This window comes from Pseudophaeobacter sp. 1A09344, assembly GCF_041008745.1.
In the GTDB taxonomy this organism is placed as follows: domain Bacteria; phylum Pseudomonadota; class Alphaproteobacteria; order Rhodobacterales; family Rhodobacteraceae; genus Phycobacter; species Phycobacter gallaeciensis_A.
This window is the reverse complement of record NZ_JAXGFS010000009.1, coordinates 175219-189497: the sequence shown is the minus strand read 5'-3', so window position 1 is coordinate 189497 and position 14279 is coordinate 175219. Positions and strand designations below refer to the sequence as shown.

Annotated in this window: 17 protein-coding genes and 1 tRNA gene; 7 read left to right on the top strand and 11 right to left on the bottom strand. The window is 60.4% G+C overall.

Annotated features, from left to right (window positions below):
- Positions 1–16: 16 nt before the first annotated feature.
- The 3 genes from SM765_RS16435 to ychF form a co-directional block, all read right to left on the bottom strand.
- A complete protein-coding gene (locus SM765_RS16435) occupies positions 17–391 on the bottom strand; it encodes an acyl-CoA dehydrogenase family protein (RefSeq protein WP_368981633.1) in 375 nt (124 codons plus the stop codon).
- Between the two features lie 294 nt (positions 392–685).
- Positions 686–775, bottom strand: a tRNA-Ser gene (locus SM765_RS16430).
- 210 nt (positions 776–985) lie between these two features.
- Positions 986–2083, bottom strand: coding sequence for a redox-regulated ATPase YchF (gene ychF, locus SM765_RS16425; RefSeq protein WP_065272349.1), 1098 nt, complete (start codon positions 2081–2083; stop codon positions 986–988).
- Positions 2084–2294: 211 nt separating this feature from the next.
- Here ychF and SM765_RS16420 point away from each other — a divergent pair, with 211 nt between their 5' ends.
- Entirely contained in the window at positions 2295–2786 is a 492-nt protein-coding gene (locus SM765_RS16420) for an acyloxyacyl hydrolase (RefSeq protein ID WP_082996165.1), read from the top strand.
- 95 nt (positions 2787–2881) lie between these two features.
- Positions 2882–3673: a tryptophan synthase subunit alpha gene (gene trpA, locus SM765_RS16415; RefSeq protein ID WP_065272348.1), complete on the top strand. Its 792-nt coding sequence runs from the start codon at positions 2882–2884 to the stop codon at positions 3671–3673.
- 47 nt (positions 3674–3720) lie between these two features.
- Here trpA and SM765_RS16410 read toward each other — a convergent pair whose 3' ends face one another.
- The gene (locus tag SM765_RS16410) at positions 3721–4959 is read right to left on the bottom strand and encodes an ATP-binding protein (protein WP_274835338.1); all 1239 of its coding nucleotides are present in this window, start codon (positions 4957–4959) and stop codon (positions 3721–3723) included.
- Between the two features lie 286 nt (positions 4960–5245).
- On the opposite strand from SM765_RS16410, the gene SM765_RS16405 reads away from it, so the two are divergent.
- The 5 genes from SM765_RS16405 to SM765_RS16385 all read left to right on the top strand — a co-directional run bounded on the left by SM765_RS16405 (position 5246) and on the right by SM765_RS16385 (position 9616).
- The gene (locus SM765_RS16405; RefSeq protein WP_274835339.1) at positions 5246–6412 is read left to right on the top strand and encodes an alpha-hydroxy acid oxidase; all 1167 of its coding nucleotides are present in this window, start codon (positions 5246–5248) and stop codon (positions 6410–6412) included.
- 113 nt (positions 6413–6525) lie between these two features.
- A complete protein-coding gene (locus SM765_RS16400; RefSeq protein WP_065272345.1) occupies positions 6526–7152 on the top strand; it encodes a 50S ribosomal protein L25/general stress protein Ctc in 627 nt (208 codons plus the stop codon).
- Between the two features lie 155 nt (positions 7153–7307).
- On the top strand, positions 7308–8000 hold the full coding sequence (gene pth / locus SM765_RS16395) for an aminoacyl-tRNA hydrolase (RefSeq protein WP_274838008.1): 693 nt from the start codon (positions 7308–7310) through the stop codon (positions 7998–8000).
- A gap of 73 nt (positions 8001–8073) precedes the next feature.
- Positions 8074–9237, top strand: a complete 1164-nt coding sequence (locus SM765_RS16390; protein WP_274838007.1) for a serine hydrolase domain-containing protein — start codon at positions 8074–8076, stop codon at positions 9235–9237.
- A gap of 10 nt (positions 9238–9247) precedes the next feature.
- On the top strand, positions 9248–9616 hold the full coding sequence (locus SM765_RS16385; RefSeq protein WP_368981631.1) for a DUF2237 family protein: 369 nt from the start codon (positions 9248–9250) through the stop codon (positions 9614–9616).
- Positions 9617–9625: 9 nt separating this feature from the next.
- Here SM765_RS16385 and SM765_RS16380 read toward each other — a convergent pair whose 3' ends face one another.
- The 7 genes from SM765_RS16380 to ihfB all read right to left on the bottom strand — a co-directional run bounded on the left by SM765_RS16380 (position 9626) and on the right by ihfB (position 14152).
- Entirely contained in the window at positions 9626–10111 is a 486-nt protein-coding gene (locus SM765_RS16380; RefSeq protein WP_274838005.1) for a helix-turn-helix transcriptional regulator, read from the bottom strand.
- A 45-nt stretch (positions 10112–10156) separates the two neighbouring features.
- The gene (locus tag SM765_RS16375) at positions 10157–10636 is read right to left on the bottom strand and encodes a hypothetical protein (RefSeq protein WP_274838004.1); all 480 of its coding nucleotides are present in this window, start codon (positions 10634–10636) and stop codon (positions 10157–10159) included.
- Positions 10637–10836: 200 nt separating this feature from the next.
- Positions 10837–11217 carry a hypothetical protein gene (locus SM765_RS16370; RefSeq protein WP_065272339.1) on the bottom strand — a complete coding sequence of 127 codons (381 nt, stop codon included), beginning with the start codon at positions 11215–11217 and terminating at the stop codon, positions 10837–10839.
- Positions 11218–11441: 224 nt separating this feature from the next.
- On the bottom strand, positions 11442–12701 hold the full coding sequence (trpB, locus tag SM765_RS16365) for a tryptophan synthase subunit beta (protein ID WP_065272338.1): 1260 nt from the start codon (positions 12699–12701) through the stop codon (positions 11442–11444).
- Positions 12702–12864: 163 nt separating this feature from the next.
- Positions 12865–13512 carry a phosphoribosylanthranilate isomerase gene (locus SM765_RS16360; RefSeq protein WP_274838003.1) on the bottom strand — a complete coding sequence of 216 codons (648 nt, stop codon included), beginning with the start codon at positions 13510–13512 and terminating at the stop codon, positions 12865–12867.
- Between the two features lie 4 nt (positions 13513–13516).
- Positions 13517–13867: a lipopolysaccharide assembly protein LapA domain-containing protein gene (locus tag SM765_RS16355; RefSeq protein ID WP_274838002.1), complete on the bottom strand. Its 351-nt coding sequence runs from the start codon at positions 13865–13867 to the stop codon at positions 13517–13519.
- A complete protein-coding gene (gene ihfB, locus SM765_RS16350) occupies positions 13868–14152 on the bottom strand; it encodes an integration host factor subunit beta (protein WP_065272335.1) in 285 nt (94 codons plus the stop codon). It abuts the gene before it with no gap.
- Between the last annotated feature and the right edge of the window lie 127 nt (positions 14153–14279).

Sequence of the window (14279 nt, the reverse complement as noted above, 5' to 3'; positions counted from 1 at the left end):
TTTCCTTCCCTGCCGCTTACATGCGGTCTTTTGCGGCCTTCACGATGTTGCGGGCAATGATGATCTGCTGGATCTGGCTGGTACCTTCGTAAATGCGCAGCAGCCGCGCGTCTCGGTACAGTCTTTCGATGGCGTATTCGGCCATGTAGCCGGCGCCGCCATGCACCTGCACCGCGCGGTCTGCAACCCGGCCCGCCATTTCGGTGCAGAAATATTTGGCACAAGAAGCTTCCAGCGCCGCAGCTCCGGTTTCGTCATACGTGCGCGCCGCATCCCGGACCAGCGCGCGGGCAGCGGCCAGCTCGGCCTGCCTGTCGGCCAACAGCCCCTGCACCAGCTGGTTTTCCGCAAGTCCAAAGACCTTCTTGGCGCCAAACCTTTCATCAAAAATACAATATGTCTCCCTTTAGGGATCCGAAGATGCGGAGACACGATGGCTTCCTTCAGATTGAATGTCTGCGGGCAAACAGGGTGAGATCAATTTGGCGAGACCTGCCCGAACAGCTATATAAAGCAGCTAAAGACCAACTTCCGAAAGAATAGTAGCAGAACGACCGGTCCAGACTTCTCATGATTGCGCACATGCCGAAGCCGTTGCTTCACGTCGTATTCAAGCGTGAATCTGTTAGCGGTAAGCTGGCGGGTAGGCTTCCCTAATCGCCGTTTCCCATGATTTCTTGGGTGATGGCGGAGACGAAGGGATTCGAACCCTCGAGACCCTTCCGGGCCTACTCCCTTAGCAGGGGAGCGCCTTCGACCACTCGGCCACGTCTCCGTCGACGCGTATAGCCCAGCAACTATCGGATATACAAGGGCATTCTTGAAACGACGGGCATTTTCTTGGAAAATCCAAGAACTCCTTGAAATCGCTGTTTTTCATGGCTCCTCCCGCCCACGGTTGAGACGCCAGTCAGGAAAGGTGCACAGAAAAACGCCCGCCAGGGATACTGGCGGGCGCTGCGATCTTCGTGGGCATACCGAGTGTTCAGGTGTTAAACAGGAAATGCAGCACGTCGCCATCCTTGACGATATAGGCCTTGCCCTCGGCGCGCATCTTGCCGGCTTCCTTGGCGCCCTGTTCGCCATTGTTGGCGATGAAATCCTCATAGGCGATGGTTTCTGCCCGGATGAAACCTTTTTCGAAATCGCCGTGGATGACGCCTGCGGCTTGCGGTGCCGAGGTGCCCGCGCGGATGGTCCAGGCGCGGGCCTCTTTGGGGCCGACGGTGAAATAGGTTTCCAGATGCAGCAGCTCGTAGCCCGCACGGATCAGACGGTCGAGCCCGGCTTCGCTGAGGCCCATTTCCTCAAGGAACATCTCTGCCTCTTCGGGATCCAGCTGGCTGATTTCCTCTTCGATCTGGGCCGAGATAATCACATGGGCATTGCCCTGTGCCGCTGCCATTTCTGCCACTTTGGCAGAGTATTCGTTGCCTTCAACGGATTCGGATTCGCCGACATTGCAGACATAAAGCACCGGTTTGGTGGTCAGCAGCTGCAGCATCCGCCAAGCCTTTGCATCTTCGGCGTCAACCTCGACGAGGCGCGCGGGTTTGCCCTCTTCCAGCATTGCCTGGGCGTCGGCCAGAAGGCGATCCTGCTGCTGGGCCTCCTTGTCATTGCCCTTCAGCTTGCGCACGAGGCCCGCACGGCGTTTCTCGATGCTTTCCAAGTCGGCCAGCATCAGTTCGGTTTCGATGGTTTCAGCATCGGCCACCGGATCGACGCGCCCTTCGACGTGGGTCACATCGCCGTCTTCGAAACAGCGCAGCACATGGGCAATGGCGTCCACTTCACGGATATTGGCCAGGAACTGGTTGCCCAGCCCTTCGCCCTTGGAGGCGCCTTTGACGAGGCCGGCGATGTCCACGAATGTCATCCGTGTCGGGATGATCTGTTTCGATCCCGCGACGGCTGCCAGTTTATCAAGGCGCGCATCGGGCACCCCGACCTCACCCACATTCGGCTCGATCGTGCAGAACGGAAAATTCGCTGCCTGCGCCGAGGCTGTTTTCGTCAATGCGTTGAACAATGTCGACTTACCAACATTGGGCAGACCGACGATTCCCATTTTAAAGCCCATACCGGCCTCCTGATGCCACTTGGGAGCCGCTTCTAGGCAGCATTGGGCGGTGGCGCAAGCGGTCATGGCCCCGCAGCAACCATTGTCATCTGCCCCGGCCGCCCCGTTCACGCCATATCACGGCCGCTATCATTGTCTTGATTTTCCTGTTGCAAACGGACTTCAATACCCATGTCCCGGTCACCCAATTCTCCTGATGCTGAGTGAGACGATGAAATACATTGCTGCCCTGACCGCCGTCCTTTTGTCCGCAGGCGCTGCCGCCGCGCAGGACCGCGAACTATCTGTCGGGATCGGATACTCCGAATTCTCCCGGCCCGGTTCGGAAAACAGCGCACTTGTGTCGCTGGATTACCGGCACAACGCGTTTTACGAAAAGGGCATCTTTTCCGCCCGTTTCGGTGCTGCCCTGGACGTGCAGGAGACCGGAGACCTCTTCATCGGCGCCGGTGTGGCGGGCAAATGGGATCTGGGCCAATCCTGGTTCATCGAGGCCAGTGTCCTGCCGGGCGCCTATTTCGAAAGCGTGGCACTGAACGATCTGGGGTCAACCTTCGAGATCCGCAGCATGGCAGGCGTCGGGCGCAGTTTTGCCAACGGAACCGCCCTGTCGCTGTCCCTGTCGCATAAATCCAACGCTTCGACCGCCGATATCAATCCCGGCGTAAATTCCCTGCATCTGCGCTGGCATTTTCCGCTGTGATCTGGGGCATGTGCTGCAGGGTTGATGTGGCTTGGGATTGATTTCCGGCAGAACATTCGGCACACCAGAGCGGACATCACAAACAAGGCCCGATCATGACCCGCATTGACGCCAAATTCGCCGAGCTTTCGGCCGCCGGAAAGAAAGCTTTCGTCTCCTATGTCATGGCCGGAGATCCGGATTTCGACACCGCGCTGGAGGTGGTCAAGGGACTGCCTGCCGCCGGGGTCGACATTATCGAACTGGGCCTGCCCTTTACCGATCCGATGGCGGATGGGCCCACCATTCAGTTGGCCGGGCAACGGGCGCTGGACGCCGGGATGACCCTGGAACGTACCCTGCAGCTGGCCGCGGAATTCCGCAAAGGTGACGACACCACGCCGATCGTGCTGATGGGCTATTACAACCCGATCTATAACCGCGGCGTCGATAAATTTCTGACCGACGCCAAGGCCGCCGGGATCGACGGGCTGATCGTGGTCGACCTGCCCCCGGAAGAAGACGATGAGCTGTGCATTCCCGCCCAGGCCGCCGGGCTGAACTTCATTCGCCTTGCGACGCCCACTACCGATGACAAACGCCTGCCGCGGGTGCTGCAAAACACCTCTGGCTTTGTCTATTACGTCTCCATCACCGGCATCACCGGCGCCGCCGAGGCCGAAGCAGGCGATGTTGGACCGGAAGTGGCGCGCATCAAGGCCGCCACCGACCTGCCGGTGATCGTGGGCTTTGGCATCAATACCCCGGAAAAGGCGCGCAACATCGCGTCGATTTCGGACGGTGCCGTAGTCGGCAGCGCCATCGTCAGCCAGATCGCAGCCGGAAAACCGGTGGAAGAAGTTCTGGCCTTTGTGAAATCGCTGTCGGATGGCGCCCACGCCGCCTGACGCCTCCTTCAGAACAACAACCTGATCCGCGCTGCGGATCAGGTGGGTCAGGGTAGGCTGCTACCGGCGAGCGCGCGCGCCATTGCCGCAACAAGGTCGGATTTGCGGGTTGGTTTGGCCACATGCGCCGTCATACCCTGCGCCAGATAGCCCTCGATCTGATGCGCCATCGCATTGGCCGAAATGGCAATGATCGGTACCGGTGCACGACCCTCTTCACGTTCAGCGCGGCGGATCTCACCGGTTGCGGCAACACCGTCCATAACGGGCATGTTCACGTCCATCAGGATCAGATCAGCGCCACCCGCCCGCCAAAGCGCACAGAGCTCGGCCCCATCCGGCAGAATGGTCAGATCCAGATCGAACTCCTTCAGCAGGTGGCGCAGGACGAGTTGATTGGTCAGATTGTCCTCAGCCGCCAGCACCCGCCAGCGGTGACGCTGCAACACCTCATTACTCCAGTCCAGTTCGTCCTGCGCCGGATCCTCCGCACTGGGTTCGCTGCTTTGCAACACCAGTGAGACATGGAATTCGCTGCCCTCCCCGGCTGCACTGGTGAAATCGATCCCGCCGCCCATTTCCCGGCAGATCTGCTGCGCCACCACCAGCCCCAGCCCGGTCCCGCCATGCAGCCGGTTCACGCTGACCTCGGCCTGTGCAAAGGGACTAAACAGTTTCTTGTGCTGCGCCGCGTGGATGCCACTGCCGGTATCGCGGATTCTGAAATCCAGCGCCACGCAGCCGTTTGTTACCTCCCGCGCGTGAACGGTAAAGGTCACCGCCCCTTCGGAAGTGAACTTCAGCGCATTGGCCAGAAGATTGCCCAAAACCTGAGTAAGCCGCGTCGGATCCAGTTCAGCCCAGACCTCTTTGCGGGCCATCAGCCCGCTCAGCACGCTGGTAAAGGACAGGCCCTTTGCTTCGACCCGGGGGCGAAACTGGCGGCAGAGGGAGTGAAATACCTCAGTCACGCAGGTTGGCATCATCTCCAGTTCAAGCTTACCCGCTTCGACCTTGGAGAGATCCAGAATGTCATTGACGATGGTCAGCAACAGATTGCCGCTGTCAGCGATGGTATCAAGCGCCTGTTTCTGATCCTCGCGCATGCCGCTGTCGGCCAGCACCTCGGCCATGCCCAGAACGCCGTTCAACGGCGTCCTGATTTCATGGCTCATTACCGCCAGAAAGGCCGACTTGGCCTGGTTGGCCGCTTCGGCCTCCTGCCGAGCGGCCCGTTCCTGCTCAAGTGCAAGGCGCAGATCGGCAATTGTTGCTGTTGCGGGCAACCTGGGTTCGGAATTGCGGTTCACTGTCGAAATGACATGCCTCAATCGGTTCGTACGTTTCAATAATCGCCCAAACCCATACAGACACCGCCCTGAGCCGGCCTCAAATGGCGCCAGAAATACGGCTACCCTGCAAGATTTCGACGTCTTGTTTTGAAACCTATAGGTTTTTTACAATAAATATACCGTAAAATTTTACCGACAGACAATTTGCGCAGGCCATCATTGCGCCAGCAGGGTGAAATTGGTAAACAATCCTGACCACCACTAGGGCGAGGACGAACCGGTGCCTGTTATCACCAATATCAACGACCTGAAGCGCATCTACGAACGCCGCGTTCCCCGGATGTTTTACGACTACGCCGAAAGCGGCAGCTGGACCGAGCAGACGTTCCGCGAGAACACCTCGGATTTTGAACAGATCCGCCTGCGCCAGCGGGTGGCCGTTGATATGTCCGGCCGCTCCACCGCCAGCCAGATGATCGGCCAGGACGTTGCGATGCCCGTGGCACTGGCGCCCGTCGGCCTGACCGGCATGCAGCACGCCGATGGTGAAATCAAAGCCGCCCGCGCCGCCGAGGCCTTTGGTGTGCCCTTTACCCTCTCGACCATGTCGATCAACTCGATCGAGGACGTGGCGGAGGCGACCACCAAACCCTTCTGGTTCCAACTATATACCATGAAGGACGAGGATTACGTGCGGCGCCTGATCGAACGCGCCAAGGCGGCTAAATGTTCGGCGCTGGTGATCACGCTGGACCTTCAGATCCTTGGGCAGCGCCACAAGGACCTGAAGAACGGTCTTTCCGCACCGCCGAAACTGACACCCAAGACCATCGCCAACCTGATGACGAAATGGGCTTGGGGCATCGAAATGCTGGGCGCCAAACGTCGCGAGTTCGGCAATATCGTCGGCCACGTCGAAGGCATTTCCGACGCGTCTTCGTTGGGCGCCTGGACGGCCGAGCAATTCGACCCCTCGCTCGACTGGGGCAAGATCGAAAAGCTGAAGGAAATGTGGGGCGGCAAGGTGATCCTGAAGGGGATCCTGGACGCCGAGGACGCCAAGATGGCCGCCAAGGTCGGCGCCGATGCCATCACTGTCTCAAACCACGGCGGGCGCCAGTTGGACGGCGCGCTCAGCTCGATCCGGATGCTGCCGCAGATCATGGATGCTGTGGGTGATCAGGTCGAAGTGCATCTGGACAGCGGCATCCGCTCGGGGCAGGACGTCCTGAAGGCGCTGGCGCTGGGGGCCAAGGGCACCATGATCGGACGCGCCTTTGTCTATGGTCTGGGCGCCATGGGGCAGAAGGGTGTGACCACCGCTCTGGAAGTCATCCAGAAAGAGCTGGACACCACAATGGCCCTGTGCGGCGAGCGCAACGTGGCGGATCTTGGCCGTCATAACCTGCTGGTCCCCGAAGGGTTCGAAGGACGCTGGCAGGACTGATCTCCGGCAGCGATTTTTAAGCTTTGCATTGCGGGGATTCTCCGTTATACGCGCGGCTTCACGCGGGGTGACAGCCTTGGAGGCATCCCGCCCTAACATATTGGAGAATTAAAATGGCTGGAGAGATTCCTGATCTCGTTTGCCAGGAACGTGCGGGGACGGGCAAGGGCGCCGCTCGCGCAGCGCGTCGCGCTGGCATGGTTCCTGGTGTTGTTTTTGGTGGTGACGTCGATCCCATTGCGATCCAGATCCCCTTTAACGAGCTGTTCAAAAAGCTGAAAGCCGGTCGCTTCAAGTCCACTCTGTGGAACCTGAAGGTTGAAGGTCAGGAAGACGTCCGCGTCATCTGCCGCGACGTCCAGCGTGACGTGGTCAAGGACCTGCCGACTCACTTTGACCTGATGCGCCTGCGCCGCACCACCAAGATCAACCTGTTCATCCCGGTTGAGTTCGTCGGTGAAGACGTTGCACCCGGCATCAAAAAAGGCGGCATGCTGTCCGTCGTCCGCCCCGAGGTGGAACTGGTCGTGACCGCTGGCGACATTCCGGAAAAGCTCGTCGTGGACATCTCCGAGCTGCAGATCGGTGACACCGTCACCATCTCGTCGATTGACCTTCCGAACGGCACCAAGCCGACCATCGACCGCGACTTCGTGATTGCGAACATCGCAGCACCTGCTGGTCTGGCTGCCTCGGACGACGAGGAAGAAGGCGAAGCGGAAGAAGCCGCAGAAGAATAAGATCTACGCCACATTGGCAGGATCAAGGAACGGAGCCCTTTTCGGGCTCCGTTTTCTTTTGCCACACCGAAAACCGTCGACGGGCCCCGGCACTGGATTTCCCGGCGCGCAGCAGGCATGTATCAGGCAGAGATCTGCAAACAGCGAGAGAGCCCATGAAACTCTTTGTCGGACTGGGAAACCCCGGCGCCAAATACGAAAGAAACCGGCACAATATCGGCTTCATGGCGCTGGACCGGATCGCCGAAGACCACGGGTTTTCCCCCTGGAAGTCGAAATTCCAGGGACAGATCTGCGAAGGCACCCTGGGCGGTGAAAAGGTGCTGCTGCTGAAGCCGCAGACCTTCATGAACAATTCCGGCCAGTCCGTCGGGGAAACCATGCGATTCTACAAGCTGACACCAGCGGATGTCACCGTGCTGCATGACGAACTGGACCTGGCTCCCGGCAAGGCGCGCGTCAAACAGGGCGGTGGCCACGCGGGCCACAACGGGCTGCGCTCGATCCACGCCCATATCGGCGCAGACTACGCCCGCGTACGTCTGGGCATCGGTCATCCCGGCCACAAGGACGCCGTGGCAGGTTATGTGCTACGCGATTTCCCCAAGGCGGACGAAGACTGGCTCGACGATTTAATGCGCGGCATTTCCGACGGCGCAGCATCGCTGGCCAAAGGGGACGGCGGCAAATTCATGAATGCGGTTGCCCTGCGCACCGCGCCGCCACGCAGCTCCACTTCGCCCAAGGGCCAGGAGACGCAGGCCAAGGCGGAAAAGCAGGCGGACAAAGCCCCCGAGACACAGGACAACCGCTCCCCGCTTGAGCGTCTGGTGGACAAGTTCAAGTAGGCTGCTTTCCGTTGCGTCCGCTTTGCGCGGGCTCACCCCGGCGGCTAGGCTGACCGCAAAGGGGAGGAAAGACATGCGCAAACTCATGCGGATAGCCGGGCGCGTCCTGGCCATTGCAGCCGTTGTCCTGCTCGCGGCAGGCCTGTGGAAACGGGAAGAGATCATGCGCCTCTGGACGGTGAATTCGCTGTTTGCCGAAGACAGGATCGTTGCGAATTTTTCCAACATGGAGGGCGCCTTTCTGACCCGGTCGGTGCCGCGCGGCGACGGACCCGTCGTACCCCTTGCCAAAGGCGAGGCGATGTCCCTGCCCGCCGGAGCGGGCGACTGGATCGATGCCCGCGCCGTGACCTCTCTTCTGGTGCTGAAGGACGGGAAGATCCGCCACGAAAGCTATCACCTTGGCACCGAAGAGACGGACCGGCGGATTTCCTGGTCGGTGGCGAAAAGCTATCTTTCGGCGCTGTTTGGGATCCTGCTGGAGGAAGGCGCGATTGCCTCTCTCGACGATCCGGTCACCACATACGCGCCGCTGCTGAAAGGCAGCGCCTATGACGGCGCCAGCATCCGTAACGTGCTCAACATGGCCAGCGGCGTCACCTTTGACGAGGATTACCTGGATTATGACTCCGACATTAACCGCATGGGCCGCGAGATCGCATTGGGCGGGGCGCTGGACCAGTTCGCTGCCGATCTGAAGGACAGCTTCGCCGCTCCGGGCAGCACCTGGCAATATGTGTCGATCGACACCCATGTGATCGGCATGGTGATCCGGGGCGCCACCGGGCGCAGCATTCCGGATCTCCTGTCGGAAAAGATCATCACCCCGCTGGGGCTGGAACAGGCACCCTATTACGTGACCGATGGCGACGGCGTGGCCTTTGTGCTGGGCGGGCTCAATATCACCACCCGCGATTATGCCCGGTTCGGTCTGTTGATAGAACAGGACGGCCGGTACAACGGACAGCAGATCGTGCCTGCCGACTGGATCGCCGCCTCGACCCACCCCTCTGCTCCGACCAAGGAGGGCAAGATCGGATATGGCTATCAATGGTGGGTGCCCATCGGCGCCCATGACGGCGAATTCCTCGCCCGAGGTGTCTACGGCCAATACATCTATATCGACCAGGACCGGGACGTGGTGATCGTCAGCACGGCAGCAGACAGAAAATTCCGCGACAAGGGCGTAAACCGCGCTAATATCGAGATGTTTCGACAGATCGCCCGCGCATTATAGGGAGGCCCGCATGGAAAAAGACGACAGCATCAATGTTCTGGGAGAGGCGCTTGAACCCTGCTCCACCGATCCGATGACCGGCTTTTTCCGCGACGGCGCGTGTAACACCTGCGCGGCGGATCAGGGCAGCCACACCGTCTGCGCGGTGATGACGGCAGAGTTCCTTGCTTATTCGAAATATGTGGGAAATGACCTCAGCACGCCACGACCCGAATTCCAGTTCAAGGGACTAAAACCCGGCGATTGCTGGTGCCTCTGCGCCGCTCGGTTCCTGCAGGCCGCCGATGAAGGCTGTGCGCCGCGAGTGAACCTGAAAGGCACCCACCAACGGGCGCTCGACGTCGTGCCAATCGACGTCCTGAAGGCCCACAGTGCCTAAGCGCAGACCCTAGCCGTCGTCACTCATCAGATCCTCGATGAACAGGCTCAGCAGCTGCGTGCGGCCGCTAACCCCGGCCTTGCGGTAGATCGCATTGCTCTGCGCCTTGACTGTGCCGTCCGAGGTTTGGCGCAGCTCTGCGATTTCGGAAAGGCTGAGCCCTTTGAGGGAAAACAGCGCCACATCGCGTTCGGCTGGGGTCAGACCCCAGGCGCAGAACCGTTCTTCCAGGTGATCCTTGAAGGCGGATTGCATCAGGCGCAGGCTTTCCTCGACCGCGCGCACCCGCTGCTGGCTGCGCCGGTAGGCAATCCAGCCCAGCACCACCCCCAGCACGAGCCCCAGTGCGGCGCCGATTTCCAGAAATTCGCGGGTTTGCCAACTGATCGGACGGGACCGCAGCCCCAGCACCGTAAGCGCAATATCGGAAACAAAGAACGTGGCGCAAATGCCCTGCACCAATACCAGAACGGGAAGAAACCAACCCGTCTTCATGCGGCTGCCCTGCGTTTGGTCAGCACAGGCGCGCCCGGCCCATGATCAGTCATCGCCGTCCCCGCCTTCGCCATCACCGCCTTCACCGGAGCCGCCCTGCCCTTCGCCACCCTGTCCGTCACCCCCATGACCGCCGTGGCCGCCCGCGCCGGGACCATCGCCGTTGCCGCCATCGTCATCCCCGTCTTCGCCGCCATCATCCCCGTCGCTGTCTCCGTCTTCGCCACCAAGGCGATCAAACAGGCTGAAAAGACCGCTGCTGGCGCTGTCGTCATCCTTGTCTTCGATGTAATCGCGCAGGATCTCACCGGTGCCGGGGTTCACAATGATCTCGCGCTCGATCCGGTCGGTTGTGGCCACGATCCTGTAGCGGCCAAGGAAAGTCCGCGTCACCACGATCTCGCCATAGCCCTGACTGCGCAGCTGATCGGTAATTCTGTCCGTGAAGGAGTCGGCCAAGGCGACGCCCGGATAGGCCAGCAACATGACAAGAACAAAGAGGACGTCGGCGATCCGGCTGCGCATGGGCTGTGTCCTCCTTCGTGTGATTTCAACGGGGCGATGGGTTGCTCTGTGGGACAATGCCACTGATCGGCAGAAAAGCTCAACCGCGGTATCAGGCAGAAAATACCGCGGTTGAACCTTGTGAGGCGCCGGGGGGAAATGGAGCGTTGGGACGGATGCTCCACAGGCGCCTTGGGTGCGCTTAAGGGACGCGCGTCGGGTTAGTCGTGACCTTCACCACCGTTTCCTTCACCACCATGGCCTTCGCCACCGCCGCCATGGCCCTCACCGCCATGGCCTTCACCACCGTGGCCCTCGCCACCGTGACCTTCACCGCCATGGCCCTCGCCACCTTCACCGTGGCCTTCGCCGCCCTCGCCGTGGCCCTCTCCATGGCCTTCGCCGTGGTCGTCTTCACCCGCATCATCGGACTTCCCATAGGCATAGGCATGCTCGTTCTGGTTCTGATGCTGGTTCTGGTTCTGATAGGCGTGCTCGTAGGAATTCTGGTTCTGCTCGCCCGAGCCTGTCTCGGTAGAGGCATAGGTGGTCGCTGCAAGGCCCAAGAGGATTGCGGTGCTGGTCAGAAGTACGCGGTTCATCAGGATCTTCCTTTTATTGATCACGTTGGCGGTGGGTTTTCAGCCGCCTCGACCCAGACTGAACCGCTCGGCCCGGCAAGAACCATTCGACAGAGGTTTAAATTCCGGCCGGACTGCGGTTGGTTTAGGGTGCATAAACCTGGGTTTATGGCCCCGAAAACGAAAAAAGAGCCGCCAAATGGCAGCTCTTTTCCTGTGTTTACAGATAGATCAGGAGATCTGGATCAGTCTTCCAGATCGCGCCCCTCTTCGGTGTCGGACATGTCAAACCCCAGATGGCGCGCCACAGTGAAGATGTCCTTGTCGCCGCGACCGCACATGTTCATCACGATGATATGGTCCTTGGGCAGGGTCGGCGCGATCTTCATCACATGGGCCAGCGCGTGGCTCGGCTCCAGCGCCGGGATGATTCCCTCCATCGCGCAGGACAGTTGGAACGCCTCCAGCGCTTCCTTGTCGGTGATCGACACATATTCGGCGCGGCCCGTGTCATGCAGCCAGGCGTGCTCCGGGCCGATGCCGGGATAATCCAGACCCGCAGAGATCGAGAAACCTTCGAGGATCTGACCATCGTCATCCTGCAAGAGGTAAGTGCGGTTGCCGTGCAGCACGCCCGGGCGGCCGCCGGTGAGCGAGGCACAATGCTGCATCTTCTCGTCAACGCCCTTGCCGCCAGCCTCGACGCCGATGATGCCAACGCTCTTGTCGTCCAGGAACGGGTAGAACAGACCCATCGCGTTCGAACCGCCGCCAATGGCTGCAACCAGCGTATCAGGCAGGCGGCCTTCGCCTTCCTGCTCGGCCAGCTGCCAGCGCACTTCCTTGCCGATGACAGACTGGAAGTCCCGGACCATCGCCGGATAGGGATGCGGGCCTGCCACGGTGCCGATGCAGTAGAAGGTATCGCGCACGTTGGTCACCCAGTCGCGCAGCGCATCGTTCATCGCATCCTTCAGCGTGCCCCGGCCCGAAGTCACCGGAATCACTTCGGCGCCCAGCAGACGCATGCGGAACACGTTCGGGGCCTGACGTTTGACATCATGCGCCCCCATGTAGACCACACATTTCAGGCCGAACTTGGCGCAGACAGTCGCCGTGGCGACGCCGTGCTGACCCGCACCGGTTTCGGCGATGATCCGGGTCTTGCCCATGCGACGGGCCAGCAGGATCTGACCCAGCACGTTGTTCACCTTGTGGGCGCCGGTGTGGTTCAGCTCGTCGCGCTTCATATAGATCTTGGCGCCGCCCAGATGATTGGTCAGGCGCTCGGCGAAATACAGCGGGCTGGGACGGCCCACGTAGTTCTTCCACAGATCGTCCATTTCGGCCCAGAAGGTCGGGTCGTCCTTGGCCCGGTCGTATTCCTCTTCAAGGCTGAGGATCAGCGGCATCAGCGTTTCACTGACGAAACGCCCGCCGAAAATGCCAAAGCGACCCTTTTCGTCGGGCCCGTTCATGAAGCTGTTGAAAAGATCTTCGGCCATGATTGTTCCTCTCTGCGCGGCACTGCTTCTGAGTATAGCGCAGCAGGCGACGGGTAAAGAGACACCAGACAGGAATCGCGCCATCTGCGGTAAAGTCACCGGGATGATCGGCACGAAGCCGGGACGCAGCTCCGGTAGCCGCAAGCCCGTTGCCAACCTGGGCTTAACCCGTTGCGTGCTGCACAAAGGCGCGGATAAGGTCCGCATCCTTGACGCCGGGGGCGCTTTCAACGCCCGAGGACACATCAACCTGACGGGCACCGGTCATCCGGATTGCCTCGGCGACGTTCTCCGGGGTTAGACCACCGGCCAGCATCCAAGGCTTGCGCCAGTATTTGCGCCCGGCCAGCAGGCGCCAGTCAAAGGCTAGCCCGTTGCCGCCCGGAAGGTCAGCGCCCTTGGGCGGTTTGGCATCGATCAGAAGTTGGTCCGCCACATCTGAGTAAAGATCAATCTGCGCCAGGTCCGCCGCGTCAGCCACCCCGATGGCCTTCATCACGGGTAGGCCGTAGCGCGCCTTGACCTCGGCCACGCGCTGGGGCGTTTCCTTGCCGTGCAGCTGCAACATGTCCAGCGGCACGGCCTCTGTCAGCGCATCCAGCTCCGCATCGCCCGCGTTGACCGTCAGGGCAACCTTGCACAAGCCGACAGGCGCAGCAGCAGCTAGGGTTGCCGCGGTTTCATAAGAGACGTTGCGTGGTGATTTTTCGAAGAAGACAAAGCCCGCGTAGGCCGCGCCCGCGCGCGCCACGCAATCGACGTCCTGCGGCGTGCTGAGGCCGCAGACCTTTACCCGGATGTCAGCAGCCATCAGATCAGACCGCGTCGTCCAGCAGCGCAAGAACTTCGTCCTTGCCTTCGTGCTTTTGCTTTTTCAGCTTCTGCACTTCGCGGGACAGTTTCTTCACCTCGCGGGTCTGGTTTCCGACCTCGCGGCGATGCTTGTGCTCGCGCAGCCATTCCCAGATGAAGCCAATCACCAGACCAGCGGCAACGCCGCCCAGAACCACGACAAACAGCGGCAGGGCGATGCCCGGGTTCCAGCCCACCAGTTCCGCCAGGGCGGTCGGCATCAGCTTCAGCTCCACGACAGAGCGGTTCGCAAGGCTCACCGAGACCAGAATGATCCCAAGCGAAGCCAGGATGGCATAACGAATATAGCGCATTTAAGCCTTTCCGTTCAGACGGTCCCTCAAGAGCTTTCCAGTCTTGAAGAACGGCACATGTTTTTCCTCAACATGGACCGTTTCGCCGGTACGGGGATTGCGACCAACCCGCGCATCGCGCTTTTTCACCGAAAAAGCGCCAAAGCCGCGCAGCTCGACCCGGTCACCCCGGGCCATCGCATCGGTCACTTCCTCAAATACCGTGTTCACGATCCTTTCGACGTCCCGCTGATACAGGTGCGGGTTTTCGTCTGCAATCTTCTGAATCAGTTCAGAGCGGATCATCCTTTCTGCCCTCCCAAGCCAACGCAATCCTTTGTCGAGTGTTCCCGACTATAGGAAAAAATCGGCGCGCCGGGAACAAAAACAGGCGTCGCCAACCTCCATATCTGAGGAGATTGCACGAAATTGC

What these genes read in the sequence shown, in the direction of transcription:
- ychF (WP_065272349.1), bottom strand. Translation starts at nt 2,083, where the DNA reads ATGGGCTTTAAAATGGGAATCGTCGGTCTGCCCAATGTTGGTAAGTCG.
- SM765_RS16420 (WP_082996165.1), top strand. Translation starts at nt 2,295, where the DNA reads ATGAAATACATTGCTGCCCTGACCGCCGTCCTTTTGTCCGCAGGCGCT.
- trpA (WP_065272348.1), top strand. Translation starts at nt 2,882, where the DNA reads ATGACCCGCATTGACGCCAAATTCGCCGAGCTTTCGGCCGCCGGAAAG.
- SM765_RS16400 (WP_065272345.1), top strand. Translation starts at nt 6,526, where the DNA reads ATGGCTGGAGAGATTCCTGATCTCGTTTGCCAGGAACGTGCGGGGACG.
- pth (WP_274838008.1), top strand. Translation starts at nt 7,308, where the DNA reads ATGAAACTCTTTGTCGGACTGGGAAACCCCGGCGCCAAATACGAAAGA.
- SM765_RS16390 (WP_274838007.1), top strand. Translation starts at nt 8,074, where the DNA reads ATGCGCAAACTCATGCGGATAGCCGGGCGCGTCCTGGCCATTGCAGCC.
- SM765_RS16385 (WP_368981631.1), top strand. Translation starts at nt 9,248, where the DNA reads ATGGAAAAAGACGACAGCATCAATGTTCTGGGAGAGGCGCTTGAACCC.
- SM765_RS16380 (WP_274838005.1), bottom strand. Translation starts at nt 10,111, where the DNA reads ATGAAGACGGGTTGGTTTCTTCCCGTTCTGGTATTGGTGCAGGGCATT.
- SM765_RS16375 (WP_274838004.1), bottom strand. Translation starts at nt 10,636, where the DNA reads ATGCGCAGCCGGATCGCCGACGTCCTCTTTGTTCTTGTCATGTTGCTG.
- SM765_RS16370 (WP_065272339.1), bottom strand. Translation starts at nt 11,217, where the DNA reads ATGAACCGCGTACTTCTGACCAGCACCGCAATCCTCTTGGGCCTTGCA.
- trpB (WP_065272338.1), bottom strand. Translation starts at nt 12,701, where the DNA reads ATGGCCGAAGATCTTTTCAACAGCTTCATGAACGGGCCCGACGAAAAG.
- SM765_RS16360 (WP_274838003.1), bottom strand. Translation starts at nt 13,512, where the DNA reads ATGGCTGCTGACATCCGGGTAAAGGTCTGCGGCCTCAGCACGCCGCAG.
- SM765_RS16355 (WP_274838002.1), bottom strand. Translation starts at nt 13,867, where the DNA reads ATGCGCTATATTCGTTATGCCATCCTGGCTTCGCTTGGGATCATTCTG.
- ihfB (WP_065272335.1), bottom strand. Translation starts at nt 14,152, where the DNA reads ATGATCCGCTCTGAACTGATTCAGAAGATTGCAGACGAAAACCCGCAC.